The sequence below is a fragment of the Streptomyces sp. NPDC033165 genome, from assembly GCF_055577965.1.
The window spans coordinates 23,068-49,510 of record NZ_JBVIPK010000023.1; the positions used below are offsets into that span (position 1 = coordinate 23,068).

At 70.1% G+C, this 26,443-nt stretch carries 16 protein-coding genes; 10 read left to right on the forward strand and 6 right to left on the reverse strand.

From position 1 onward, the window contains the following. The first annotated feature begins 392 nt into the window (after nt 1-392). A complete protein-coding gene (locus ACZ5WC_RS31965; RefSeq protein WP_468544099.1) occupies nt 393-1,322 on the forward strand; it encodes a DUF3027 domain-containing protein in 930 nt (309 codons plus the stop codon). A gap of 198 nt (nt 1,323-1,520) precedes the next feature. Beyond that, a complete protein-coding gene (locus tag ACZ5WC_RS31970) occupies nt 1,521-4,739 on the forward strand; it encodes a sacsin N-terminal ATP-binding-like domain-containing protein (RefSeq protein ID WP_468544114.1) in 3,219 nt (1,072 codons plus the stop codon). Nucleotides 4,740-4,876: 137 nt separating this feature from the next. On the opposite strand, the gene ACZ5WC_RS31975 is transcribed toward ACZ5WC_RS31970, so the two are convergent. Next, the gene (locus tag ACZ5WC_RS31975) at nt 4,877-7,345 is read right to left on the reverse strand and encodes an HAD-IC family P-type ATPase (RefSeq protein WP_468544100.1); all 2,469 of its coding nucleotides are present in this window, start codon (nt 7,343-7,345) and stop codon (nt 4,877-4,879) included. Nucleotides 7,346-7,540: 195 nt separating this feature from the next. Then, entirely contained in the window at nt 7,541-7,843 is a 303-nt protein-coding gene (locus ACZ5WC_RS31980; protein ID WP_468544101.1) for a DUF2530 domain-containing protein, read from the reverse strand. 216 nt (nt 7,844-8,059) lie between these two features. On the opposite strand from ACZ5WC_RS31980, the gene ACZ5WC_RS31985 reads away from it, so the two are divergent. After that, a complete protein-coding gene (locus ACZ5WC_RS31985) occupies nt 8,060-9,514 on the forward strand; it encodes an NCS2 family permease (RefSeq protein ID WP_468544102.1) in 1,455 nt (484 codons plus the stop codon). On the opposite strand, the gene ACZ5WC_RS31990 is transcribed toward ACZ5WC_RS31985, so the two are convergent. Then, on the reverse strand, nt 9,507-9,746 hold the full coding sequence (locus ACZ5WC_RS31990) for a hypothetical protein (protein ID WP_468544103.1): 240 nt from the start codon (nt 9,744-9,746) through the stop codon (nt 9,507-9,509). The two genes, ACZ5WC_RS31985 and ACZ5WC_RS31990, sit on opposite strands and share 8 nt — an antisense overlap. Before the next feature lie 135 nt (nt 9,747-9,881). Between ACZ5WC_RS31990 and ACZ5WC_RS31995 the strand changes: the two genes are divergently transcribed. Further along, nucleotides 9,882-10,322, forward strand: a complete 441-nt coding sequence (locus ACZ5WC_RS31995; protein ID WP_468544104.1) for a MarR family winged helix-turn-helix transcriptional regulator — start codon at nt 9,882-9,884, stop codon at nt 10,320-10,322. Between the two features lie 134 nt (nt 10,323-10,456). After that, nucleotides 10,457-11,791: an MFS transporter gene (locus ACZ5WC_RS32000; protein WP_468544105.1), complete on the forward strand. Its 1,335-nt coding sequence runs from the start codon at nt 10,457-10,459 to the stop codon at nt 11,789-11,791. Nucleotides 11,792-11,885: 94 nt separating this feature from the next. Here ACZ5WC_RS32000 and ACZ5WC_RS32005 read toward each other — a convergent pair whose 3' ends face one another. Continuing rightward, nucleotides 11,886-12,470: a Uma2 family endonuclease gene (locus ACZ5WC_RS32005; protein ID WP_468544106.1), complete on the reverse strand. Its 585-nt coding sequence runs from the start codon at nt 12,468-12,470 to the stop codon at nt 11,886-11,888. Nucleotides 12,471-12,572: 102 nt separating this feature from the next. Between ACZ5WC_RS32005 and thpR the strand changes: the two genes are divergently transcribed. Continuing rightward, complete coding sequence (gene thpR / locus ACZ5WC_RS32010) at nt 12,573-13,172, forward strand: RNA 2',3'-cyclic phosphodiesterase (protein ID WP_468544107.1); 600 nt, start codon at nt 12,573-12,575, stop codon at nt 13,170-13,172. Here thpR and ACZ5WC_RS32015 read toward each other — a convergent pair. Next, complete coding sequence (locus tag ACZ5WC_RS32015; protein ID WP_468544108.1) at nt 13,081-14,175, reverse strand: EamA family transporter; 1,095 nt, start codon at nt 14,173-14,175, stop codon at nt 13,081-13,083. The genes thpR and ACZ5WC_RS32015 overlap by 92 nt on opposite strands. Nucleotides 14,176-14,367: 192 nt before the next feature. Here ACZ5WC_RS32015 and ACZ5WC_RS32020 point away from each other — a divergent pair, with 192 nt between their 5' ends. Together ACZ5WC_RS32020 and ACZ5WC_RS32025 are read left to right on the forward strand one after the other, a co-directional pair. Next, on the forward strand, nt 14,368-14,856 hold the full coding sequence (locus ACZ5WC_RS32020) for a MarR family winged helix-turn-helix transcriptional regulator (RefSeq protein ID WP_468544109.1): 489 nt from the start codon (nt 14,368-14,370) through the stop codon (nt 14,854-14,856). Nucleotides 14,857-14,926: 70 nt separating this feature from the next. Further along, nucleotides 14,927-15,916 (forward strand): aldo/keto reductase, encoded by a 990-nt coding sequence (locus tag ACZ5WC_RS32025; RefSeq protein WP_468544110.1) that lies wholly within the window; start codon nt 14,927-14,929, stop codon nt 15,914-15,916. 96 nt (nt 15,917-16,012) lie between these two features. Here ACZ5WC_RS32025 and ACZ5WC_RS32030 read toward each other — a convergent pair whose 3' ends face one another. Continuing rightward, nucleotides 16,013-18,715 (reverse strand): VCBS repeat-containing protein, encoded by a 2,703-nt coding sequence (locus ACZ5WC_RS32030; protein ID WP_468544111.1) that lies wholly within the window; start codon nt 18,713-18,715, stop codon nt 16,013-16,015. A 663-nt stretch (nt 18,716-19,378) separates the two neighbouring features. On the opposite strand from ACZ5WC_RS32030, the gene ACZ5WC_RS32035 reads away from it, so the two are divergent. Together ACZ5WC_RS32035 and ACZ5WC_RS32040 are read left to right on the forward strand one after the other, a co-directional pair. Then, nucleotides 19,379-25,765: an RHS repeat domain-containing protein gene (locus ACZ5WC_RS32035; RefSeq protein WP_468544112.1), complete on the forward strand. Its 6,387-nt coding sequence runs from the start codon at nt 19,379-19,381 to the stop codon at nt 25,763-25,765. Next, nucleotides 25,762-26,331: a hypothetical protein gene (locus ACZ5WC_RS32040; RefSeq protein WP_468544113.1), complete on the forward strand. Its 570-nt coding sequence runs from the start codon at nt 25,762-25,764 to the stop codon at nt 26,329-26,331. The genes ACZ5WC_RS32035 and ACZ5WC_RS32040 overlap by 4 nt, the downstream gene beginning before the upstream one ends. Nucleotides 26,332-26,443 lie beyond the last annotated feature (112 nt).

The following is a 26,443-nucleotide window of genomic DNA, read 5'->3' on the forward strand; positions in this document are numbered from 1 at the left end:
CCCAACCCCGGCCGGGATGAACGGCGATCGGCCGCGGACGCGCGCGTGAAGCCCTGTCGGACCAGCTGCGGCACGCGGAACGGTTGCGGCACGCTGAACGGCTGACGGACACGGCACGGTGAACGGATACGGCACGTTTGGGACGGGCAGGTGGGCGCAGAGCGGCGGAGAGGGTAGCGTGCGTAACGCGCCACCGGCGGTTGTTCTTGGCCGCGCGCCTCTCGGCGATCCCGCAGAATGGGTGGCAGAAGGCGCGCCCGAGGCAGGCACAACGGGTGTGGACGTCGACGCGGCCCTCAGGTCCGCTCCGCCCCCACCTGTCTGGCCGAAACGGCAATCGTGCAGCAGCTGGCGCGCTCGTGAGACTGGCGTATGGAGAGAAGCGAAGACCTGTGAGTGCTGCGACGACGCGAAGCCGTACGGCCCGTACCCCCGTTCCCGACCGTCTGTGCGCGGAGGCGGTGGACCTCGCGCGCGCGGCCGCGGAGGAGGCCGCCGCGCCCGGGGTGGTCGGTGAGCATGTCGGCGTGGTCTCCGAAGGGGACCGGGTCGTCACGCATTACTTCGAGTCCAAGGAGCCCGGCTACCGCGGCTGGCGCTGGGCGGTGACGGTGGCGCGGGCCTCCCGCGCCAAGAACGTCACCCTGGACGAAACGGTGCTGTTGCCGGGGGCCGACGCGCTCCTGGCGCCGGAGTGGGTGCCGTGGAGCGAGCGGCTGCGCCCCGGCGACCTGGGCCCGGGGGACCTGCTGCCCACCGAGGCGGAGGACCTGCGTCTGGAGCCCGGCTGGACCGGCGAGGACGAGCCGCCGCCGAACTCCGTGGTCTCCGAGGAGCTGGCCGAGCTGGTCGACTCGGAGGACGCCGAGCTGACCGACCGGCCGGTGGCCGCCACCAGCCGCGGTTCCATCGCCTCCGTGGCCGAGGAGCTGGGTACGCGGCGGGCGAGGGTGCTGTCGCGGTACGGGCTGTACGAGGCGGCCGACCGCTGGGACGAGGCGTTCGGCCCGAAGACGCCGATGGCCCAGGCGGCCCCGGCGACGTGTGTCAGCTGCGCGTTCCTGATCCCGATGGCGGGCTCCCTGAAGCAGGCCTTCGGGGTGTGCGCGAACGAGTTCGGTCCGGCGGACGGCCATGTGGTGTCGCTGGCGTACGGGTGCGGCGGCCACTCGGAGGCCGCGGTGATGCCGAAGCCGCCGCAGCCCGCGCCGCACGCGCTGGACACGATGCGGGTGGACGAGTACGCGCTCCGGCCCGAGCGCGAGGGGGGCTCGGTCCCGTCGGAGCCGGACGGGGCGTCGGAGGACCTGGGCCACTCGTAGGGCGGCCACCCGTCCGGCCCGTCCGGCGTTGCGGACGGAACCGTCGCCGGGGTGCCGGGTGCCTCTGCGGGGCTGCTCAGCCCCGGCCGGGTCGGGGGACGCGGTACCTTCGGGCGCACACTGGGCGGCAGGCACAGGCATTGGCATGGGCTTGGCACTGCCTCCCACCACACGGCGGACGGAGTCGAGAGCGTGAGCATGAAGTCGACCGAGGGGGCCGATCCGTTCGGTACGGCACGGCTGCGGCGCGGCGTGCTCGACGCCTGGGGCGCGGGCCCCGCCCGCTTCCGGGAGGACGCCAACGCCGAGGAGGACCTCGCGCTCGGCGGCTACCGCGACCGCCTCGTCGTCGAGCTGGCCCAGAACGCCGCGGACGCCGCCGCCCGCGCCCGCGTCCCCGGCCGGCTCCGCCTCACCCTGCACCCCGCCGCCCCCGGCGACCCGGACGGCCGTTGCGTGCTGGCCGCCGCGAACACCGGCGCGCCGCTCGACGCCACCGGCGTCGAGTCCCTGAGCACCCTGCGGGCCTCCGCGAAGCGCGAGGGCCACGAGTCCTCGGTGGGCCGGTTCGGCGTCGGGTTCGCCGCCGTGCTCGCCGTCAGCGACGAGCCCGCGGTGCTGGGGCGGCACGGCGGGGTCCGCTGGTCGCTGGCCGAGGCGCGCGAGATGGCCCGGGACGCGGCCGTCGGCTCCCCCGGCCTCGGGGACGAGCTGCGCCGCCGCGACGGACACGTACCGCTGCTGCGCCTCCCGCTGCCCGCCGAGGGCACCGCGCCCGCCGGGTACGACACCGTCGTCGTGCTGCCCCTGCGCGACGGCACCGCCGAGGACCTGGTGGCCCGGCTGCTGGCCGCCGTGGACGACGCGCTGCTGCTCACGCTGCCCGGCCTGGACGAGGTCGTCATCGAGACCCCGGACGGGACGCGTACCCTGAGCCGTTCGGTCCACGGCCCGTACACGCACATCGACGACTCCGCCCGCGGCCTGGGCCGCTGGCGCACCGTCCTCCACCACGGGCCCATCGAGCCCGCCCTGCTCGCCGACCGTCCGGTCGAGGAGCGGCTGCGCCCGCACTGGTCGGTGACCTGGGCGGTCCCGGTCGACGAGTCCGGGGCGCCCCTCCACCCCCGTACGGCACCCGTCGTCCACGCCCCGACGCCCACCGACGAACCGCTCGGCATCCCCGCCCTGCTCATCGCCTCCCTCCCGCTGGACACCGCGCGCAGGCACCCCGCGCCGGGGCCGCTCACCGACTTCCTCGTGGAGCGGGCCGCCGACGCGTACGCGGAGCTGCTGGGCGCCTGGCGGCCGGTGTCGACCGGGACCATCGGCCTGGTGCCTGGCCAGCTCGGCAAGGGCGCGCTCGACGGGGCCCTGCGCGGCGCGATCCTCGCCCGGCTGCCCCGCGTTGCGTTCCTGGAGCCCGCCGCGCTCCGGGACGCGAACGCCGAGGCCGACGCCGGCTGGGACGACGACTGGGACCGTACGGACGACACCACCGCCACCGTGGACACCGCCGGTGCCCTGCGGCCCGTCGAGGCGGAGGTCGTCGAGGGAGTCGGGGCGGAGACCGTACGGGTCCTCGCCGAGGTGCTGCCCTGTCTGCTGCCCGCCGGTCTTGAACGCCGCCCCGAGCTCCGCGCCCTCGGCGTCGCCCGCGTCCCCCTGACCGAGGCCATCGACCGCCTCGCCGGTCTGGAGCGCGACCCCGCCTGGTGGCACCGGCTCTACGACAGCCTCGCGGGCACCGACCCCGACCGGCTCACCGGCCTCCCCGTCCCGCTCGCCGGAGACCCCGACGACGAGCAGGCGGGCCGCCCGCCGCGCACCACCATCGGACCGCGCCAGATCCTGCTGCCGCTCCCGGACGCGCTCACCGGTACCGTCCTGGCCCGCCTCTCCCGGCTCGGACTGAAGGTCGCCCACCCGGACGCCGCCCACCCGCTGCTGGAGAAGCTCGGCGCCCTGCCCGCCACCCCGCGCGCCGTGCTGACGACCCCCCAGGTCCGGGCGGCCGTCGCCGGATCGCTGGACGCGGGGGAGATCTGGGACGAGGACGCGCTCGACGCCGACGAGCTGGCCGAGACCGTCCTCACCCTCGTGCGCGATGCCGAACTGGCCCCCGGCGACGAGCCCTGGCTCGGTGCCCTCGCCCTTCCCGACGAGGACGGCGAACCGGCCCCCGCCGGTGAACTGGTCCTCCCCGGAAGCCCGTTCGCGCAGATCATGCGCGAGGGGGAACTCGCCCTCGCCGACCAGGAGCTGTCCGACCGCTGGGGCGAGGCGCCCCTCACCGCCTGCGGGGTGCTCGCCACCTTCGCCCTCGTCCGGGCCACCGACGTCGTCCTGGACCCGGACGAGCTGGAGCCCCGCGACAGCGACTTCGCCGAACCCGACGACGCCGGGCTGCTGGACGCCGTCGACGTCTGGTGCGAGGACCTCCTCGACCAGCTGCCCGAGACCCCGGTGCCGCCCGTCGCCACGGAGATCGTCGCCGTACGGGATCTGGACCTGGTCGACGACGACGCCTGGCCGCAGGCGCTCGCCATGCTGGCCCGGCCGCCGTTGCGCGACGCGCTGACGCAGCCGGTGCGGGTGCTGCTCCCGGACGGGACGACGCAGTCCGTGCGCCCGTACACCGCGTGGTGGCTGCGCGACCACCCCGTGCTGGGCGGCCGGCGCCCCGCCGGACTGCGCGCGGCGGGCGGCGACCCGCGCCTGGCCGGGCTGTACGACGCGGTGGACGCCACCGGCTTCGACGACACCCAGGTGCTGAGGGCCCTGGGAGTGCGCACCTCGGTCGCCGCGCTCCTGGACGAGCCGGGCGGCGCGGCCGAACTGCTGGGGCGCCTCGCCGACGAGGAGCGCCCCGTCACCCCCGTACAGCTGCACGCCCTGTACACGGCCCTCGCCGAACTCGACCCGGACCAGGTGACGTTGCCGGACGAGCTGCGCGCGGTGGTGGACGGGGGCGTGGCGGTGGTCGACGCCGCGGACGCCGTGATCGCGGATGCCCCGGACGTGCTGCCGCTGACGGAGGGCCTGCCCCTGCTCCCCGTGGCCCCCGCGCGCGCGGCGGAGCTGGCCGACCTCCTCCAGGTGCGGCGCCTCGGCGAGACGGTCGAGGCGGGCGTCACCAGCGAGGGGGAGGAGCACCGTGTACCGGAGCCGGTCCGGGTCCTGCTCGGACCCGGGACCCCGGACACGTACATCGAGCATCCCGAGCTCCGTGCGGGCGGCGTCGAACTGGACTGGCGGCGCACCCCGGACGGGGTCGTCCACGCCGCGACGCTGGAGGGCGTGGCGGCCGGTCTGGCCTGGGCGGCGGGCCAGTGGCCGCGGCGCTTCGAGGTCGCGGCCCTGCTGGAGGACCCGTCGCGTACGGAGGAGCTGGCGCGGGACCGCTGGTTCGACTGAGCCCGGGGTGTCTCGGCCGCCGGTGACCGCGCCGACGCGAAGGAGTGCCCGGCACGCGGAAGCCCCCGGGAGGATCACCGTCCTCCCGGGGGCTTCCCGTGCGTACCGCACCGGGGGGCTTTCCCCGTGCGTACCGCCTACGCCCGGAAGCGCCGTCCCACCCAGCGCCAGACGAACTCCAGCGCGACGGCCGACGCCACCGCGATGCCGACCGCCGCCCACGGCATGGTCGTGCCGACCAGCTTCAGCGCGAAGAAGTCCTGGAGCCACGGCACCACGAGCACGATCAGGAAGCCGAGCCCCATCGCCGCCACCAGGCCGATGCGCCACCAGGTGTAGGGGCGGGCGATGATCGCCAGGACCCACATCGCGACGAGGAACAGGGTCAGCGTCGCCGCACTCGTCTCGGCCTCCAGCGCGCCGGGGCCGGAGTAGTGGTGGCGGGCGATCAGGTAGGTGGTGAAGGTGGCCGCCGCCGCGATGACGCCCGAGGGGATCGCGTACCGCATGACACGGCGTACGAAGTTGGGCTGGGCGCGTTCCTTGTTCGGCGCGAGGGCCAGGAAGAACGCGGGGACGCCGATGGTCAGCGTGGCCAGCAGCGTCAGGTGACGCGGCAGGAACGGGTACTCGACCTGCGAGCAGACCACCAGGATCGCCAGCAGCACCGAGTAGACCGTCTTGGTCAGGAAGAGCGTGGCGACGCGGGTGATGTTGCCGATCACCCGGCGGCCCTCGGCGACCACCGACGGCAGCGTCGCGAAGCTGTTGTTCAGCAGCACGATCTGCGCCACCGCGCGCGTCGCCTCGGAGCCGGAGCCCATCGAGACGCCGATGTCGGCGTCCTTGAGGGCCAGCACGTCGTTCACGCCGTCGCCCGTCATCGCGACCGTGTGGCCGCGCGACTGGAGGGCGGCGACCATGTCCCGCTTCTGCTGCGGGGTGACCCGGCCGAAGACCGCGTTCTGCTCCATGGCCGTGGCCATCTCGTCCGGGTCGGTGGGCATGCGGCGCGCGTCGAGGGTGTTCTCGGCGCCCGCGAGGCCGAGCTTCCCGGCGACCGCGCCGACCGAGACGGCGTTGTCGCCGGAGATGACCTTGGTGGCCACGTTCTGGTCGGCGAAGTACTTGAGGGTCTCCGCCGCGTCCGGCCGCAGCCGCTGCTCCAGGACGACGAGGGCGGTGGGCGCGGCCCCGGCGGCGACGTCGGGCGCGTCCAGCTCACCCCGCGTGCGGGCCAGCAGCAGCACCCGCAGGCCCTGCTCGTTGAGGTGCTCGATCTCGGTGAGGGTGGGGTCGCCCTCGGGGAGCAGGACGTCGGGGGCGCCGAGCAGCCAGGCGGAGGGGGTCCCGTCGGCCTCCGTGAACGCCGCGCCGCTGTACTTGCGGGCGGAGGAGAACGGCATCGCGTCGGTGACGGCCCAGGCGGCCCCGTCGCCCGCCGGGTAGGTGTCGATGATGGCCTGGAGGCTGGCGTTGGGGCGGGGGTCCGAGGAGCCGAGCGTCCGCAGCACCTGCTGGACGTAGGCCTCGTCGCTCCCGTTCAGCGGCCGGACCTCGGTGACGTCCATGCCGCCCTCGGTGAGGGTGCCGGTCTTGTCCAGGCAGACCACGTCGACCCGGGCGAGCCCCTCGATGGCGGGCAGCTCCTGCACCAGGCACTGCTTGCGCCCGAGGCGTACGACGCCGATGGCGAAGGCCACCGAGGTCAGCAGCACCAGTCCCTCGGGGATCATCGGGACGATGCCGCCGACGGTCCGGGCGACGGAGTCCTTGAAGTTGTTGTCCTTCACGACCAGCTGGCTGATGATCAGCCCGATCGCCGTCGGCACCATCATCCAGGTGACGTACTTCAGGATCGTGCTGATGCCGCTGCGCAGCTCGGAGTGGACGAGCGTGAAGCGCGACGCCTCCTCGGCGAGCTGGGCGGCGTACGCCGCACGCCCCACCTTCGTGGCGGTGAACGCCCCGCCGCCGGCGACGACGAAGCTGCCGGACATCACCGGGTCGCCGGGCCGCTTGAGCACCGGGTCGGCCTCGCCGGTCAGCAGCGACTCGTCGACCTCCAGGCTGTCGGCCTCGGCGACCGTGCCGTCCACGACGACCTTGTCGCCCGGGCCGAGCTCGATCACGTCCCCGAGGACGATCTCGTGGGTGGAGATCTCGGCGGCGGTCCCGTCGCGCCGCACGGTCGGCTTCGCCTCGCCGATCACCGCGAGGCTGTCCAGGGTCTTCTTGGCCCGCCACTCCTGGATGATGCCGATGCCGGTGTTGGCGACGATCACGAAGCCGAAGAGGCTGTCCTGGATCGGCGCCACGAACAGCATGATCACCCAGAGCACGCCGATGATCAGGTTGAACCGGGTGAAGACGTTGGCCCGCACGATCTCGGTGAGGGAGCGCGAGGAGCGTACGGGTACGTCGTTGACCTCGCCCCGGGCGACCCGTTCGGCGACCTCGGCCGTGGTGAGACCGCCGGGGCGGTGGGCCGGGGGTGGTGGCTCCATGGGATGCACGGGATCGAGTTCCGCCCCCGCGTCGATGGTGCCCGGCCGGGAGGGTCCGGGGGTCTGCTCCCCGGAGGAGTCGAGTGCCCGCTGCGTCATGGGTGAGACGTTACGGGCGCGCGCGCTGAATCTCCCGCGCGGGGGGCGAAGATCCGACCAGGGGAGGACCAAATCGGTCCCGTGGTCGTACGGAGCCGGTGGCCCCGTTGCGACCCAGGGCGGCCTGTGGCCCCGTTGCGGCCCAGGGCGCTGCCCGTGGCCCCGTCGCGACCCAGGGCGCTGCCCGTGCCCCCGTCAGCGGCCCAGGGCGTTGTCCGCCGCCTCGGCGCCCGCGGCCTCCTTGGCCTCCGCCTGGGCCGCGTGCCGCTTGAGGGCGGCGTCGCGCCCGCGGACGTACCAGATGCCGATCAGTCCGAGCCCGGCGCCGGCCAGCGGGGTCCACACCCACCAGGTGTGCCCGTGGTCGGCGAACCAGCCGTAGAAGGGGAGCTGTGCGAGGAAGAGGACGAACCAGAGGATCGTGCCGCCGACGACGGTGGAGACGACGGGGCCCTCCAGGGGCTCGGGCGCCTCGTGCTTCGGTGTCCACTTCTCCATACGTTCAGTGTATGGGGCCACCTGATCGGCGGGACGCGGACCGGTCGGCCGGGGACCACAGGGGTCTACGCGCGGAGATAGCGATCTTCGCTTGATGTATTCATACTGAATCTGCTTTGGGCTGGCTCGAATTGTTCGTTCGAACATCCAATTTCGATCACCTTTCGCCCGGATCGCCATCTCCTGCATCACCCCTACGTACGACTGAGGTCACCCATGCCCCCCTCGGCCACCGTTCCGGTCGACTCCCCGCGGCCCGCGGCTCCCCGGCGCAGAGGCCGTCTGGACCGGTTCTTCAAGATCTCCGAGCGGGGGTCGACCGTCGCGCGCGAGTTCCGCGGCGGATTCGCCACGTTCTTCGCGATGGCGTACATCATCGTGCTCAACCCGATCATCCTGGGCAGCGCGAAGGACATGTACGGCCACCAGCTCGACAACGGTCAGCTGGTCACCGCCACGGTGCTCTCCGCCGCCTTCTCCACGCTCCTGATGGGCGTCATCGGCAACGTGCCGATCGCGCTCGCCGCCGGGCTCGGCGTCAACACCGTCGTCGCGCTCCAGCTAGCCCCCCGGATGAGCTGGCCGGACGCGATGGGCATGGTCGTCCTCGCGGGTGTCGTGGTGATGCTGCTGGTCGCCACGGGGCTGCGGGAGAGGGTGATGAACGCCGTACCGAAGTCGCTGCGCAAGGGCATCGCGATCGGTATCGGCCTGTTCATCATGCTGATCGGCCTCGTCGACGCGGGCTTCGTCTCGCGTGTGCCGGACGCCGCCCACACCACCGTGCCGCTCCAGCTCGGCGGCGACGGCCACCTGGGCGGCTGGCCGGTCCTCGTCTTCGTGCTCGGCGCTCTGCTCACGCTCGCGCTGATCGTGCGCAAGGTGCCCGGCGCGATCCTGATCTCGATCATCGCCATGACGGCCCTGGCCCTGGTCATCGACGCGGTGGCCGGTCTGCCCGACGGGGCCTGGGGGCTGACGACGCCGTCGTGGCCGGGCACCCCGGTCTCCGTGCCGGACTTCGGACTGCTCGGCGAGGTCAGCCTGTTCGGCGGCTTCGAGAAGGTCGGCTATCTGACCGGTGCGCTGTTCGTCTTCACGGTGCTGCTGTCCTGCTTCTTCGACGCGATGGGCACCATCCTCGGCGTCGGCGACGAGGCGAAGCTGATGGACGAGAACGGCAAGTTCCCCGGCATCAACAAGGTCCTGTTCGTGGACGGCATCGCGGTCGCCTCGGGCGGGGCGACCTCCGCCTCCGCCACCACGTGCTTCGTGGAGTCCACCGCGGGCGTCGGCGAGGGCGCCCGCACCGGACTGGCGAGCGTGGTGACCGGTCTGCTCTTCTCGGTGGCGCTGTTCCTCACGCCGCTGGCGACCATGGTCCCGTCGCAGGCGGCCACGCCCGCCCTGCTGGCGGTCGGCTTCCTGATCATCGCGGGCTCGGTGCGGGACATCGACTGGAGCGACTACACGCTCGCGGTCCCCGCGTTCCTCGCGATGATGATGATGCCGTTCACGTACTCGATCACCAACGGCATCGGTATCGGCTTCGTCGCCTTCTCCGTGCTGCGACTGGCGGCGGGCCGCGGCCGTGAGGTCCCGATCGCGATGTACGTGGTCTCGGCGGTGTTCGTCTTCTACTACGCGATGCCGGCGCTCGGCCTCACGTGACCGGTGGCGTCACGCTCCTTCGGGAGTCAACCCTTCTGGAGTCGCTCCCCCGGGTGTCGCCGTAGAACTTCTCCGTCTCCTCGACGGCCGCCTCGAAGCGTTCGTCGAAGTCGTCGCGAATGAGCGTCCGGACCACGTAGTCCTGGACGCTCATTCCGCGTTTCGCGGCGTGCTGCCGGAGCCGGTCGAGCAGCTCACCGTCTATCCGCAGGCTGAGCACTGTCGATCCCATGTCCAGCAGGGTCGCCGCCCCGGAGCGCTCCGTGCGTCACTTTCCGCTTCCAACTCACCCGTTCGGGTGATCGGAACCTGCCGGGTCACGCAATCGGGTGGTATTTAGATAGGGTAATGAGTTACGCTAACAAACATGCCTGACCTGATCCACGACGGCGACAGTGCCGCCGCCGTGAGCTCCCTCCGCTCCGCCGTGATGCTGCTGGGCCGGCGCCTGAAGCACCAGCGTGTCGACGAGTCGCTGAGCCCCACCGAGATGTCGGTGCTCGCCACCCTCGCCCGCTGCGGATCGGCCACCCCCGGTGAGCTGGCCCGCAAGGAGCATGTACAGCCTCCGTCGATGACCCGTATCGTCGCGCTGCTGGAGGCGAAGGGGCTGGTCAGGCTGGAACCGCACCCCGATGACCGTCGGCAGAAGATGGTCAGCCAGACCGAGCGGGCCGAGGCCATGCTCGCGGAGAGCCGCACCAAGCGGAACGCCTGGCTGGCCCATCTCGCCGAGGGCCTGGACGAGGACGAGTGGGAGACGCTTCGGGCCGCCGCGCCCGTGTTGGAGAAGCTCGCCCACCTGTGATCCCACGGGCGCGAAGGCGGACCCCCGCCGCCGGACCGGACGTCTCGTCCCGCCCGGCCGGCCGGCCGCCGGAGCGCCCGTTGTCACGTCCTCGTCGGACCGCACGCCGCAGACGCACGAGGAGATGAACCCTTTTGAGTACGGGACCCGGAGCAGACTCCGCCCCCGCACCGACTTCCACCCACGAGAGCACGACCGGCGGGACCTTCTCGTCGCTGAAGATCCGTAACTACCGCCTGTTCGCCACGGGCGCCGTGATCTCCAACACCGGTACCTGGATGTCCCGCATCACGCAGGACTGGCTCGTCCTGAGCCTGACGGGTTCCGCGACCGCCGTGGGTATCACCACGGCCCTCCAGTTCCTCCCGATGCTGCTCTTCGGCCTGTACGGCGGTGTCATCGCCGACCGCCTCCCGAAGCGGCAGATCCTGCTCGTCAGCCAGGCCATGCTCGGCCTGTGCGGCATCGCCCTGGCCGTCCTGACCCTGACCGGGGCCGTCGAGGTCTGGCACGTCTACCTGATCGCGTTCCTGCTCGGCATGGTGACGGTCGTCGACAACCCGGCCCGCCAGTCGTTCGTCTCCGAGATGGTCGGCCCCGCGCAGCTGCGCAACGCGGTCAGCCTGAACTCGGCGAACTTCCAGTCCGCCCGCCTCATCGGCCCCGCCGTCGCGGGCGTCCTGATCACCACGGTCGGCAGCGGCTGGGCGTTCCTGCTCAACGGCCTCTCGTTCCTGGCCCCGCTCGTCGGCCTGCTGATGATGCGTACGAGCGAACTGCACGCGTCGGCGCGGGTGCCCCGCGCCAAGGGGCAGCTGCGGGAAGGCCTGCGGTACGTCCGCGGCCGCCCCGAGCTGGTCTGGCCGATCGTCCTGGTCGGCTTCGTCGGCACGTTCGGCTTCAACTTCCCGATCTGGCTGACCGCCTTCGCCGACGGGGTCTTCGACGGCGGCGCCGGGCTGTACTCGTTCTTCAACATCCTGATGGCGGCCGGTTCGCTGGCCGGTGCCCTGCTCTCGGCCCGCCGCCGCTCCTCGCGGCTGCGGATGCTGGTGGCGGCGGGCACGGCGTTCGGCCTGCTGGAGATCGCCGCGTCGCTGTCCCCGTATGTCTGGCTGTTCTCGCTCCTGCTGGTCCCGATCGGCATGCTGGGCCTGACGACGAACATCACCGCGAACACGAGCGTCCAGATGGCCGCCGACCCGGAGATGCGGGGCCGGGTGATGAGCCTGTACATGATGGTCTTCGCCGGGGGTACGCCGGTGGGCGCCCCGATCGTCGGCTGGATCAGCGACACGTACGGCGCCCGCACCGGTTTCGCGGCGGGCGGCGCGATCTCGGTGATCGCCGCCCTCGCCGTGGGCTTCGTCCTCGCCCGGGTGGGCGGCCTCCGCCTGAAGGTCGACCTCCGCCCGGGCCGCCCGCACGTGCGCTTCGTCCCGCGTGAGCAGCTGACGACGGCGGCGTAGCGCGCCGGATACGGCCGCTGGATACGGATGGCTGTACGGGCAGAACGCCCTCCTCCCGGAGCGACCGGAAGGAGGGCGTTCTTCGTGCGGCGGGTCAGTCGCGGGGGAAGGCGTCGGTGGTCAGGGTGAGGCCGACGACGGTTGACGTCAGGTCGACCGGGGTGCCGAAGTCCAGACTCAGGACGCTGCGGTACTCGTCGCCCTTCGGGAGAGTGTGCAGGTGCCATGTGCCGGTGTACGGATCGACGATGAGGTAGACGGGGACACCGGCGAGGGCATAGGCGGCCTTCTTTGAGCCGTAGTCGTTGGCGGCCGTGCTCCTGGAGATCACCTCGGCGACGAACTCGATGTCCTGGCAGCGCCAGCGGCCGTCCTCGCCTTCGGCGGCGTCCGCGGAGAGGGCTGCGACATCGGAGGCGAAGCCGTTGAGGAGGCCGGGGAAGTCGATGCGTACGTCGGTTTTCAGCTGCCGGCGTTCGTAGGTGGTGCGCAGCTGCTCCAGGATGTCGAAGGTGATTTCCCAGTGCGTGTCCCGCTGCGGCGACATGTAGACGTTCCCCTCGACGATCTCGACCTTGAATCCCTCGGGGACGGGCTCAAGCCACTCGAACATCATGTCCAGGGTGCGCTCGTCGCTGGTGTCGGCCATGTCGATCCTGTCGGTGTCTACGACGGTCATCGTGCCGCTCCTCCCCGCTGCCGCACGGGCGTGCGGGCAGCCGCGTAGTACAACGATAGGCCCGGCGCCCCGGACACGCCCGGACCTGCCAGACTCGCGCGCATGAGCAGCCACAGCTCCGGCCGTCCGCCCACCCAGCGGCTCTTCGCCGCCGTCCTCCCGCCCGCCGAGGCGGTCGCCGAACTCCGTACGGCACTCGCCCCGCTCCACGCGTTGCCGGGCTCGCAGGGCCTGCGCTGGACGCGACCCGCCGACTGGCACTTCACGCTGGCGTTCTACGGCGAGGTGCCGAAGGACGTCCTGCCGGAGCTGTCGGTACGCCTCGAACGGGCCGCACACCGCACCGAGCCCCTCTCCCTCCGCATCCACGGCGCCGGACACTTCGGCGGGCGCGCTCTGTGGGCCGGGGCGGCGGGCGGGCTCGACACGCTGCGGCTGCTGGCCGAGCGCGCCGACGCCGCCGCCCGGCGGGCCGGGCTGCCGATGGAGGAGCACCGCCGCTACTCCCCGCACCTCACGCTGGCCCGGAGCCGCCGAGCTGAGGTGGACCTGCGGCCGTTCACCGAGGCGCTGGCGGGGTTCGAGGGGCAGGGCTGGGAGGTCGCGGAACTCACTCTCGTACGGAGCAGTCTCCCGGACTCCGGCGTTCCGGGGGAGCGGCCGGGCTACGAGGAGGTGCGGGCCTGGCCGCTGGGCCGGTGAGCGGTGCCGTTACGCTCGAAGGGTGGACCCGAAGACCAGAAACCGCATCATGGCGGCCGTGCTCGTGCTGATGTTCCTCGTCGTCGCCGTGGGGGCCGCCCTCGGCGGATGAGGTGGCTGAGCCCGGTGGGCGTGCGGCTTCGGACGGCGTGCCGCGCTGGGCCAGGACCACCGCCCCGACCACCCCGGCCGCGCCGAGCAGCTGGAGCGGCCCGAGCGTCTGCCCCATGAAGAGGTAGCCGAGGGCCGTCGCGCACAGGGGCGAGGCGAAGGACAGGAACGAGGCGGCGAGCGCGGGCAGCCGAGCCAGCCCGTTGAACCAGACCGCGTACGCGAGCAGCGCCCCGACGATGCTCAGATAGCCGAAGCCGCCGACGTTGCCCCAGGTCAGGCGGTCCGGCAGCGATTCGCCGAGCAGGGTCACGGGCAGCAGGAACAACCCGCCGGCAGTCAGCTGCCACCCCGTGAACGCGAACAGCGACACCCCCTCGGGCCGCCCCCAGCGCTTGGTCAGTACGATCCCGCTCGCCATGGACACGGCTCCGAGCAGCCCGGCGATCACGCCGACGAGGTCCAGCCCGGCCCCCGGCTGGAGAACCAGCAGTGCCACGCCCCCGGCCGCGATCCCGCAGGCGGCGAGGTGCGCGGGCCGTATCCGGACGTCGAGCAGGAGCGGCCCGAGCAGCAGCACGATCATCGGCTGGACGGTCATCACGAGGGCCGCCACGCCGCCGGGCAGGTGGTAGGCGGCGAGGAAGAGGAAGTAGAAGAAGGCACCGATGTTCAGGATGCCGAGCACGGCGGCCCGCACCCACCAGATGCCCCGGGGCAGGACCCGGGTGACCGCGAGCAGGACGAGACCGGCGGGCAGCGCCCGTACGGTCGAGGCCAGCAGGGGCCGGTCGGGCGGCAGGAACTCGGTGGTGATCAGGTAAGTGGAGCCCCATACGGCGGGGGCGAGGGCGGTGACGGCGGCGGTTGCCGCCAGGCGCTGGTCGGGCATGGGGGACTCCGTGGGTTCGGCCGACGGATACGAAGGCTGCCGCCGCCCGCTCGATGTAAAACATTTCGACGTCGAACGAACTTTGCGTCGAGAGGGACCGTAGGCCGGGGAGTAGACTGACGTCAAACAGTTCGACGTCAAATAATCAGCTGACGGGACTGACGGGACTGGTGAGAGGCGAGGTGGGCGCTCATGCGCGACGCGGTCGACGACTTCCTGGACCAGTGGGCCGCCCTGCGCTCCGATCTGGACCTGGAGGCCATGGGCGCGGTGGGGCGGCTGCTGCGGCTGACCCGGCTCGTGGACAAGGAGGTCGCCTGCTACTTCGCCGAACACGGCATGGAGCGCTGGGAGTTCGACGTCCTGGCCACGCTCCGCCGCAGCGCGCGCCCCCTCACGCCCAAGGAACTCGCCGCCAGCGTCATGGTCAGCTCCGCCGCGCTGACGAACCGCATCGACCGGCTGGACGCCCGCGGCCTGGTCACCCGGGAAGCCGTCCCCGGCGACCGCCGCAGCCTGCACATCACGCTCACCGACGCAGGGCGCGAACTCGTCGACGAAACGGTGGAGGGCCATGTGCGCAACGAACGCAGGCTGCTGGCGGACCTGGACGCGGCGGACTGCGAGGAGCTGAACAGGCTGCTGCGCGCGATGCTGATCACGCTGGAGGGCACCCGCTGAGCGTGGGCCCGCGGCCGCACGATTCCGGGTGCTTGCCTGGAGTGGACTCGAAGGAGTTGGCTTGGGGCCCATGAAGTACACACAGCTCGGACGTACGGGACTCAAGGTCAGCAGGCTCGTTCTCGGGACGATGAACTTCGGTCCGCAGACCAATGAGTCGGACAGCCACGCGATCATGGACGCCGCGCTCGGCGCGGGCCTGAACTTCTTCGACACGGCCAACGTCTACGGCTGGGGCGAGAACAAGGGGCGCACCGAGGAGATCCTCGGCACCTGGTTCGCCCAGGGCGGCGGCCGCCGTGACCAGGTGGTCCTGGCCACCAAGGTGTACGGGAACATGGCCGCCGGCGGCGAGTCCTGGCCCAACCACGACAAGCTCTCCGCCGTCAGCATCCGGCGCGCGGTCGACGCCTCGCTCAAGCGGCTCCAGACGGACCACATCGACCTCTACCAGTTCCACCACGTCGACCGGAACACCCCGTTCGACGAGATCTGGCAGGCGATCGACGTCCTGGTCCAGCAGGGCAAGATCCTGTACGCCGGGTCCTCCAACTTCCCCGGCTACAAGATCGCCCAGGCCAACGAGCAGGCTGCCAGGCGTGGTTCGCTGGGGCTGGTCAGCGAGCAGTGCATCTACAACCTCGCCGAACGCCGCGCCGAGATGGAGGTCATCCCGGCCGCCCAGGACTACGGCCTCGGCGTCATCCCCTGGTCGCCGCTGCACGGCGGCCTGCTGGGCGGCGTCATCAAGAAGACGACCGAGGGCGGCCGCCGAGCCTCGGGCCGCGCGGCCGACGCCCTGGCCGACACCGAGGTCCGCGCACAGATCCAGTCCTACGAGGACCTGCTCGACAAGCACGGCCTGGAGCCCGGCGAAACGGCCCTGGCCTGGCTCCTGACCCGCCCCGGCATCACGGGCCCGATCGTCGGCCCCCGCACGGCCGACCAACTGACCAGCGCCCTGCGCGCACTTGACCTGGACCTCCCGGAGGCCGTCCTCACGGGCCTGGACGAGATCTTCCCGGGGCCGGGGCCTTCACCGGAGGCGTTTGCCTGGTAGCGGGCGGGTAGCCCCTGCGGGCGCAGAGGAAGGGGGGGCTTCCCGTCGCGGGGTCGCGGTGACGGGAAGCCCCCCTTGTGCTACCAGGCGAGTACGTCAGCTGAGGGCTTGGAAGTCCAGCCATCCGCTGGTTCCGACGGCGACGCCTCTGCCGGAGAGGTTGGAGTAGACGTAGAGATGGTCGTCGCCGCCGGTGGCGAAGATATCTGCCTTGCCGTCCGACCCCGCGTCGGGGAAAGCCGTGACCAGCGGACGATATGTGCTGGTCCAGCCTGTTCCGATGACGGTGGCGGCGGGGCCGTAGGCGAGGCCCTCACCCGCCGGGCCGGTGCCTTCGTAGAGGCGGAGCTCTCCGTTGGTCCTGTGGCGTGCGAGGAGATCCACGTGACCGTTGCCGGTGCGGTCGCCGGGTGCTGCCAGGTCGTAGTTCGACCAGGATCCGTTGCCGATGAGGATGGGCGCACGGCTGTCGTCGAGGTAGAAGGACTCGGCGCCGTAGTACAGCCAGAGGAGGTCGCCCTCCTTGACCAGGAGGTCGGGATATCCGGCGACATCGGGAGTTCCGTCCCCGTCGGTGTCCAGAGGGCCGTCGACATCACCGATGGCGAGGATCTGATCGGCGTTCGCCCAGTGGTTGTTGGCCTCGTCGAAGACGGCGAGTTCCTGGCGTTCGTGCAGGCAGGAGCGGGAGTGGCCATCGGCCTGTTCGTCCTGTGCGGTACAGGCCCAGCCGACCCCGTTGTTCGGGTAGAGCTGAAGCGTCTTGCCGTCGGTTCCGGGGACGGCCGCGATGAGGTCCTCGTATCCGTCCCCGGTCCAGTCCCCGCGGTGGGTGATGCCGGCCTGGTCGAAGTCGCTGTTGCTCGCGACGGTTCCGACTCCGGTGTAGCCGTTGCCCTGACCGGGGTAGAGCCACAGTTCGCCGTTGTTCCGGACCCCGTAGAGGTCGGCGTGATCGTCCCCGTTGAGGTCGCCGGCCTTGTCGGGGACGGAGAGCCCGTTCGCGTAGAAGAGGTAGGAGGTCCGGTCGGAGCGGTTCTGGGCGGCGTCGAGGCTGCGGACGTAGAGCCGCTGTGATCCGGCTGCGGGCGGGGTCAGGACGAGTTTGGCATCGATCCTGCCGTCTCCGTCGAGGTCGGCGTTGGGTGTGACGGTGCGCACAGCGGGGTCCCAGTCACTCCAGTACTCGTACGACTTCACGTCGTTGACGCCTCCGTCGCCGAGGACGAACGTACCGGCGGTGCGGGCCTCCCCGGTGGTGGCGGGCCAGCCGTCCGTCCCGTCGGGGAACTGCTGGGAGCTGATGGTGGGCGGAGTGCTGGGCCGGGTGGGGTCGAAGTCGAAGCGGCAGGTGCCAGGGTTGGGGTTCCAGGCAGACTTGGCGGTCGCGTCGAGCGCCTGCACCTTCCAGCCGAAGTTGCCCTTGGCCACCGTCAGGTACTTCTGCAAGGTGGCCTTGGGGACCTTGACCTTGGCGACGGTGCCGGAGGTGACGGAGACGATCTGGTTGAAGATCTCGGCGCCGCCGGTGAGGTTGTTGGTGCCCCACAGGCGGAACTGGGCGCGCACGGTGCCGCCGTCAGGGTCGGAGACCTTCGCGGTGAGCGTGACGTCGGTGTTCCCGATGGTCGTGTACGGGGCGACCATGTCGCACCCGCCGGAGCTGGGAACGGTGTCCAGGCTGTTCGGCACGTTGGGCACGGTGTTGTACGTCGTCGACAGCACGGCCGAGTTGGCGTCGAACTTCTTCCACCCGAAGACGTCGCCCTCGCTGGAGGCCTGCATGCCGAAGGTGAGCGTGTTCCACCGGTTGGCGATGCCGTCCTTCGCCGCCGCGGTCACGTCGAAGGCGAGGTTGCCCGCAGGGCAGCTCGAGTTGTAGCCGCGGGAGTCGTTGACGGAGTCCAGCTTCTTCCGCCACGTGGGCTGCTTGTTCCAGGTGGTGGACGAGGAGATCGCGCTGGTCGCCCAGAGCTCGACGGTCCGGTTGGTGCACGACCAGGACCAGGTGTTCTTGATCCGGAAGGTGGACGAGGAGACCACCTTCTTGGTGGACCACAGGTTGCTGGCGTTCATCCGGAAGAAGGACCGGGCCAGCCCGTTGGTCTCGTTCTCGTACCCGACGCGGGCAGTGGTGGTGCCCTTGGCGGTGTCCCAGTTCGAGCCGTTGAAGAACGAGCTGTTCGGGTGCTTCTTGTAGGCGATCGTCCAGGAGTGGCGGGAGCCGGAGACGGCCGGGTCCAGCAGCACGGGGTACTGCGTGTCCTCGCCCGTCAGAAGTTCCTGGTCCGGGGTGAGGCTCAGCTTCCCTTCCGCGACCGCGAGGCCCATGGTCGCCTGCTGCGCGCCGTAGGCGGGTTCGAACTCGTCTGCGGGCGGCGGAGGTTCGGTGGCGGCACTGCGGGCCGAGAGGGCCGCCGGAGCCGCGGCTGAGCTGCTGTCCCACATCAGGGGCGTCGGGGCGGTGAAGACTTCCTCGCCGGCCGGGTTGACCGCCGTGAAGTTGCCGTGGGAGTCGGTGCGCGCCTCCAGGCCCTTGGTGTCCAGGTCGAACTGGACGCGCCTGAGCGCCGGGTCGGCGGCGGCCGCCGCCGACTTGACGACGAGAAGACTGGTGAATCCGGCGGGGCTCGCCTTGAGCTTGAGGTCGACGTCGGTGAGGACTTCCCCGTACGTCACGGTGTCCCCGTCGACGTCCGGCTCAGGCAGTGGCCGGGGCCAGGTCCAGGACATGCTGCGGCCGTCGCGCTCGACGGTCGCCAGAGCACCTTTGCCGCCGCCGGAAAAGCGTACGTCCACCTCGGTGGCTTTCGGGGAGAAGCTTCCGTCTGTCTGAGACTTCAGCGTCGTGTCAATCTCGACGAGCTTGCTTCCCTGGCGTACGAACTGCGGTAGTGCGTAGGTGTCTTGAGTGAAAGTGCCATCCGGATTGGCGAAGACCTGTGAGGTCTCGGTGCGCTGGGCGAGCACTTCTACCGGCTTGCCCGATTCCGCTGCTTCCGCGGCTGCCGAGCTCTCCGCGTCGGCCTTTGGCGTCACAGGTGTTGTGGCGGCACCGGGTTCTGCGGCAGTGGCTTCCGGCAGCTGCTGGGGCACGCCGAGAGTCAGGACCACGGCGAGGGCGGCAGTGCCTGTGACGCCCCCTTTTGTTCTCCATCTGGTCTTGCGTCGCAAAAGTTCCATAAAGAAGTCCCCTCCCGAGTGAGTACGAGTCGCACCCTAGAACGTGGGGGAAGCGTGATGAAAGTAACGCCCTGGTGATGCGGCATCAAACGGCTGATTTGGCAGTGGTGATTCTTCTCATTTTGGTTCATCTATCAATGAAGCACACACTCATTTGTGTGCGGAGTAATCGGATCGGGCTGAATCGTTGCGCACGAACTGTGCTGAATCTGTGGAGTCCCTGCTAACTTCCGTCCTCAGCTATGACCTTTTGCGGCAACAGGGTGGGGAGTTCTGCGCATGCTTACGGGTGGGGACGTCAGTACGGGACGGGTGAGAAGACGGGCGCGACCGGTAGCCGCCGTCCTCGCCGCGTTCCTGTTCGCGGGACTCCTGGGCGGGCCGGTGGCGGCAGCCGCCGAGCTCGACCTGCTGGGGTTGGGAAAGCCGGACCCGGTGCCCACCGACGAGGTGAAGAAGAAGGGTGCGGGCAAGCCCGACCAGACTGCCCGGCACCCGTGGAAGAAGGCCAAGGTCGCCTGGCCCGAGCCGGGCACGGCGACTCCCGCACTCCGTGACAACGGAGCTCCGGTGAAGGCCGGGTCCCTCCCCGTCAGCGTGGGCCTGGCCGACTCCGGGGCGGCGAAGCCGGCGAAGAAGTCCGCTGCCCGGGCGTCCGCTCCCGGCAGGACTCCGAAGGCCGGTCCGAAGAAGGTCCAGGTCCAGGTCCTCGACCGAGCCACCACCGACGCGCTGGACGTCGAGGGCCTCGTGCTCGCGCTGCGCCCCACCGCGGGGGCCGAGGGCGACGTGGACGTCACGGTCGACTACTCGGGCTTCCGGGACGCCTACGGCGGCGACTGGGCTTCCCGCCTCACACTGAAGACGCTCCCCGCCTGTGCGCTGACCACCCCGGGCAAGAAGGGTTGCGCCACCGGCGAGGCCCTCCCCACGCGCAACGACGTGAAGGCGGGCTCGATCGAGGCCGCCGTGCGGCTGCCCGCAGCCACCGCGGAATCCACCGCCCGCACCTCGGGCGCCGACCCCGTCGCGCCGAAGGCCGGTGCCCGTGCCGTCTCCAGCGGGACCGTGCTGCTGGCCGCGACCGCCTCTGCGGCGGGCTCCTCGGGCAACTTCAAGGCCACCTCCCTCTCCCCGTCCGCGTCCTGGTCCGCGGGAGGATCGAACGGCGCGTTCTCCTGGTCGTACCCGATCACCACACCGGCCGTCGCGGGCAGCGCCGTTCCGGACCTCAAGCTCGGCTACTCCTCCCAGTCGGTCGACGGCCGTACCGCGGCGACGAACAACCAGGCCAACGGCATCGGTGACGGCTGGTCGATGGAGCCGGGTTACATCGAGCGCCAGTACATCTCCTGCACCGAGGACACCAAGAACAGCACCACCACGGCGAAGGTCGGAGACCTCTGCTGGAAGAAGGACAACGCCGTCATCAACCTCGGCGGCCGGTCCAACACCCTGATCAAGGACACCGACAGCGGGGAGTGGCGCCTGGAGAGCGATGACGGCACCAAAGTCGCCCAGCTCACCAACACCTCCCTGGCCAACGGCGACAACAACGGCGAGTACTGGCGGGTGACGACCCCGGACGGCACGCGCTACTACTTCGGCTTCAACCGGCCGCGCGGCTGGGCCGCGGGCAAGGACGAGACCGACTCGGTCTGGACCGTCCCCGTCTTCGGCAACCAGCCCGGCGAACCCTGCTACGCGGCGTCGTTCAAGGACGCCTGGTGCCAGCAGGGCTGGCGGTGGAACCTGGACCTGGTCATCGACACGCACAACGACGCCATCACGTACTACTGGGACAAGGAGACCAACTACTACGGGCGCAACGTCAACCCCAACACGGGGGCGTCCACCGCGACCCCGTACACCCGCGGCGGCTCCCTGAAGCGCATCGAGTACGGCCTGCGGTCCACCAACTTCTACGCCAAGCCCGCGGCCAAGATCGACTTCACGAACAGTGAGCGCTGCCTGAGCGACTGCGGCACCTTCGACAAGGCGCACGCGAAGAACTGGCCCGACGTCCCCTTCGACCGGTACTGCGCCAAGGGCACCGAGTGCAAGGACCGCTACTCGCCCTCGTTCTGGAACCGCAAGCGTCTGACGAAGATCGACACGTCGGTGCTCGTCGGCACGGCCTTCAAGCCGGTCGACACCTGGACCCTCGCCCACCAGTTCCCCGCGACCGGCGACGGCAGCGATCCGGCGCTCTGGCTGAAGTCGATCACCCGCACCGGGCACGGCGGAACCGGGTCCGTCACCCTCCCCTCCGTCACGTTCAAGGGCAAGGCCCTGCCGAACCGCGTCGAGGGAGCCACCACCGGAGGCGACCCGGACCCGGTGCCGCCGCTGTGGCGCTACCGCGTCCACGGAATCGACACCGAGACCGGCGGCACGATCGGCATCACCTACTCGCCGGCCGACTGCAAGGCGGGCAGCATCCCCACGCCCACCTCCAACAAGCGCCGCTGCTATCCGGTGAAATGGTCTCCGCCGGACGCCCCGGCCGCGGACTACGAGCCCTACCTCGACTGGTTCCACGCCTACGTCGTCACCCAGATCCTGGAGACCGACAAAACGGGCGGCGCCCCCGCCAAGCAGACGGACTACGCCTACCTGGACGGCATGGCCTGGGCCAAGTCGAAGGACGACGAGTTCACCGACGCCAAGCACCTCACCTACGGCGACCGCAAGGGGTACGGCCGTGTCCAGGTGCGCAGCGGCGTCGCACCGGACAAGCGGACCCTGAAGGAGTACCGCTACTTCCGGGGCATCGACGGGGCCGCGGTCAAGGACCACCAAGGCATCGCGGTCACCGACCGAGAAGCCTTCGCCGGCATGACCCGCGAAGAGGCCACGTACAACTGGGACGGTGGCAAGCTCGAAACCACCACCAGCCACGAGCCGTGGCGGTCGGCCGCGACAGCCACGGAAAAGCGCGCCGAAGGTCTCCCCACCCGCTATGCGTACGCCACGGCCGGCAAGAGCGAGCAGACCCGTACGGCCGTGGGCGCGGGCTGGCGCACCACCCGCACCGAACGCACCTTCGACGCCTTCGGCCAGACTCTGACCGAGTCCTCGCTCGGGGACACGGCGAAGACCGGTGACGAGGAGTGCACCACCAACACCTACGTGCGCAACGCATCGCGCAACATCCTCACGACGATCTCCGAGTCCAGGACCGTGGCCAAGGCCTGCGGTACGACGCCGTCCCTTCCGGCGGACCTGATCTCGGCAGCGCGCCACTACTACGACGGCGCGACCAGCCTGACCGCCGCACCGGTCAGGGGTGATGTGACGCGGCTCGACGAGCAGGACGCCAAGGGCACCGGCTACCTCACCACCGCCACCCACACCTACGACCAGCACGGCCGGGAGAAGACCTCCACGGACGCACTGAAGAACACCACCAGGACCGACTACGCTCCCGCCACCTTCCTGGCACCGACGGCGGTCACCGTCACCAATGCCCGTGGCCACGAGGCGACCACCACCCACGACCCGGTGCGTGGAGTGGTCACCTCAGCGGTGGACGCGAACGGCAAGCGCACCGACGCCGTCCACGACGGTCTCGGCCGGGTCCTGAAGGTGTGGGAGCCGGGCTGGGCCAAGGCCGACCACGCGACCAAGCCCTCGGCGGAATACAGCTATGCGATCTCCAAGACCGCCGCGAACGCCGTGGTCACCAAGAAGCTGAAGCAGAACGGCGACTACCGCACGACCTACGCGCTCTACGACGGTCTACTGCGCGAGCGACAGACGCAGGCCCCGGCCACCGGTACCCAGGACCGGATCATGACCGAGACCCACTACGACACGCGTGGCTGGGCCTGGCAGACGTATGCCCCCTACTACGCCAAGGGCGCGCCGTCGGCGACGCTGGCCTCCGCCGCGGTGAACACCGTGCCGGCGGCGGTGCAGAACCGCTACGACGGTCTCGGCCGCGTCACGGACGCCCTCTCGGTGAAGTTCGGCGACGAGCAGTGGCGCACCAGGACGGTCTACGAGGGAGACCGCACCACCGTCATTCCGCCGAAGGGCGGCACGGCCACCACGACCGTGACGGACGCTAGGGGGCGCACGACCGAACTCCTCCAGTACACGAACACCGCACGTACGGCGTCCCAGAAGACGACGTACGCGTACGGCAAGTACGACGAGCCGAGCAAGGTCACGGACCCCGACGGCAACGTCTGGAGCTACACGTTCGACAGCCGGGGCCAGAAGACGAAGAGCGACGACCCGGACAAGGGCGTCACGGTCACGAAGTACGACGACCTCGGCCGGCCCGTCAGCACGACGGACGAACGCGGCGTCACTCTCACGACGCAGTACGACGTGCTGGGCCGCAAGACCGCGGTCAAGCAGGGCGACACGCTGTTGTCGAAGTGGACCTATGACACCCTCGCCAAGGGCCGGCTGACCAGCAGCACGCGTTACGTCGGGGGCGCCGCGTACACCACGGCGACCGACGGATTCAACGACCGCTACCAGCCGACGTCCACGACGAGCACCGTTCCTTCCGCCGCCGGTGGCCTGGCGGGCACCTTCACCTGGAAGTACGGATACGACCCCGAGACCGGCGCCCTGCTGTGGACGCTCAACCCTGCCGTGGGTGACATCCCATCCGAGCGGGTGGTGACCAACTACAACAGCGACGACCAGCCGTTCCGCACCAGCGGCCAGCGTGGCGCTCTCGTCGCCAACACGGTGTACGACGTCTTCTCCCGGCCCACGCGCCTGGAGTTCAGCGCCACTCTCAACCAGAAGGCCTACAAGACCAAGGTCTACGACGAACACACCGGCCAGGTCATTCGGCAGACCACTGACCGGGACGTCGCTCCCCAGCGCGTCGACGACACCACGTACGCGTACGACCCGGCGGGCAACGTCACCGGTGTGACCACGGTCAGCGGTCAGGACGCGCAGAAGTCCACCGACACCCAGTGCTTCACCAACGACCCGCTGGGCCGGCTGACCGAGGCGTGGACGGCGAAGACCGACTGCGCGAAGGCCCCCTCGGCCACCACGGTCGGCGGTCCGGACGCGTACTGGCACAGCTACGGCTACGACAAGCTCGGCAACCGCACCGAGCAGACCGAGCACGCCACCTCGACCGGGACCACGGACGCCGTCACCGACTACACCCACCCGGCCCCCGGCAGCGACCGGCCGCACGCGGTGCAGCAGGCCTCCGTCACCGGCGGACCGGACGACGGGCGTACGAGCACCTTCGCGTACGACAAGACCGGCAACACGACCAAGCGCACCATCGGCTCCACGGTCCAGAACCTGACCTGGGACGCCGAAGGCCACCTGGCCACCCTCACCGAAGCCGGCAAGAAGACCAGCTACACCTACGACGCGGACGGCAACCGCATCATCGCGAAGAACGGTGACGGGTCCAGCACCCTCACCCTCCCGAACGGTGACCAGCTGAACGTCGCGGCGAACGGTACGAAGACGGCGACGCGTTACTACACGCACAACGGCGAAACGGTCGCGGTCCGCAACGGCAACGCCATCGCCTACCTGATCAACGACCACCAGGGCACGGCGATGACGGCCATCGCGGTCGGCACGCTCGCGTTGACCCGCAGGAAGCAGCTGCCCTTCGGCGGTCTGCGATCCGAGCAGTCAACGGTCTTCGGCAACCGCGGCTTCGTCGGCGGAACCAACGACCCCACGGGCCTGACGCACCTGGGCGCCCGCGAGTACGACCCGGTCCTGGGCCGCTTCCTCTCCGTCGACCCGATCATCGACTTCGGCGACCCGGCGCAGATGAACGCCTACAGCTACGCCCACAACAGCCCGCTCACCAAGTCCGACCCGACGGGCCTGCGCCCGGACGGCGCGGTGGGCGGCAACTCGTACAACGACGAGCGGTGGGCGAACGACCGGGGGATGACGGCCGGGTTCACGAAGAAGAGCGGCAAGTGGATCTGGACGCAGGCGCCCAAGGAGGATGCTGAGTCGCAGCGGAGGTACAGCAGCTACCGGGCCAGCCCGACCACGTACATGGTGCCCAAGATCCCGAAGTACATTCCCGGTAACAAGATCTATCGCAGCAAGAATCTACAGAACGGGCCGGATGTTGGCAGTGCGGTCAAGCGAGGCTTGCGAGCAATTTGGGATCACACCGGTGGCAAAGTTGTGGCGAATGTCGCCCGTGATGCGCGGGCGCTTGGTGGGTGGGTGAGTGATAACTGGGAGGGGATCAAGCTCGGGATTACCATCGGTGGATTCGTGGCGTGTCTCGTTGTATCGGCTGGACTATGCACAGTGGTGGGGGTGGTTGGTGCATCCATAGCCTATGGGGGAGATTCACTCAAGACTGGTCAATTTGACACAGGGGGGTATTTTAGGACGCTGGCCTGGACCGTTGGCGGCGGAGCGGTTGCCGGTGGAGTGGCTCGAGTGATGGGGACTCCATGGCGTTCTGCGTATACGTCCGGTGCTGTCGGGCGAGCCACAGTGAGGATGCCGATGTACCGGACTAAGGGAGGCTACGGGGCAGGTCCGGGAGGCGGCCGGAAGGGCTGGGTGACGCAGCCGGTGGAAGTGGTTGACCGTGGGCGGACTGCTCTCAATATGGGAGTGAATTCACAGCTCGCATGGGGTTTCTGTGGAGCTGGCGGTGCAAGTGCACCAGGAGAGGCGTGTTGAGAGAGATGCAGCAGGATGCCTTTGCGCAGGAGAGTGGCGGTTTTGTTCTGCGCCGTCGTTCATGGCCCTGGGTGACGTGGGGTGGGGCTGGCTTGCTGGCGGCTATCACCCTGGCCGCTTGGCAAGCGATCACGGGTAAAGGGAATGTTCAGGACGCTTGGGCGCTTTTGGCATCGATGAGCGGTGCCGCGGCCGTTGTCCTGCGAGTGGGTAGTTGCCGGCTGGTTCTTTTCTCGGATGGTATGCGAGTGGATAACCTGATTGGTTCCCACTATGTTCCCTATGCGTCCATTACCTCCGTGGGGCGAGCTGAAGGGTCTGGTGGCCTGTGTGTCGAGACTAGCGACGGGCGCGAAATTCATTGTTTCGCTTTCGGTGGGTCTGTCGTCGACGCTGTCTTCAAGACCACACCCAAGGCTGTCGCGTTGGTGCAGGAGTACGTACAGAAGGCCAAACATTCGGGAGCGGGCGACGGGGTGAGGACTGTCCGCTTCCGTCTGTGCTGGACGTCAGAGGGTTTGTTCGCAATCTCCGTTGTGGCTGCGGGGGTGGCAATCTTCATGTGAGCGTTCTCAAACGGTACTTACTGAGGTTGAACTCGTGATGTCACATGGTTGCTCAGGTGGGTCTGATGGTCAGGCCGGTCTCGGCGAGGCAGCCGTCTATGAGGTGGCTGCG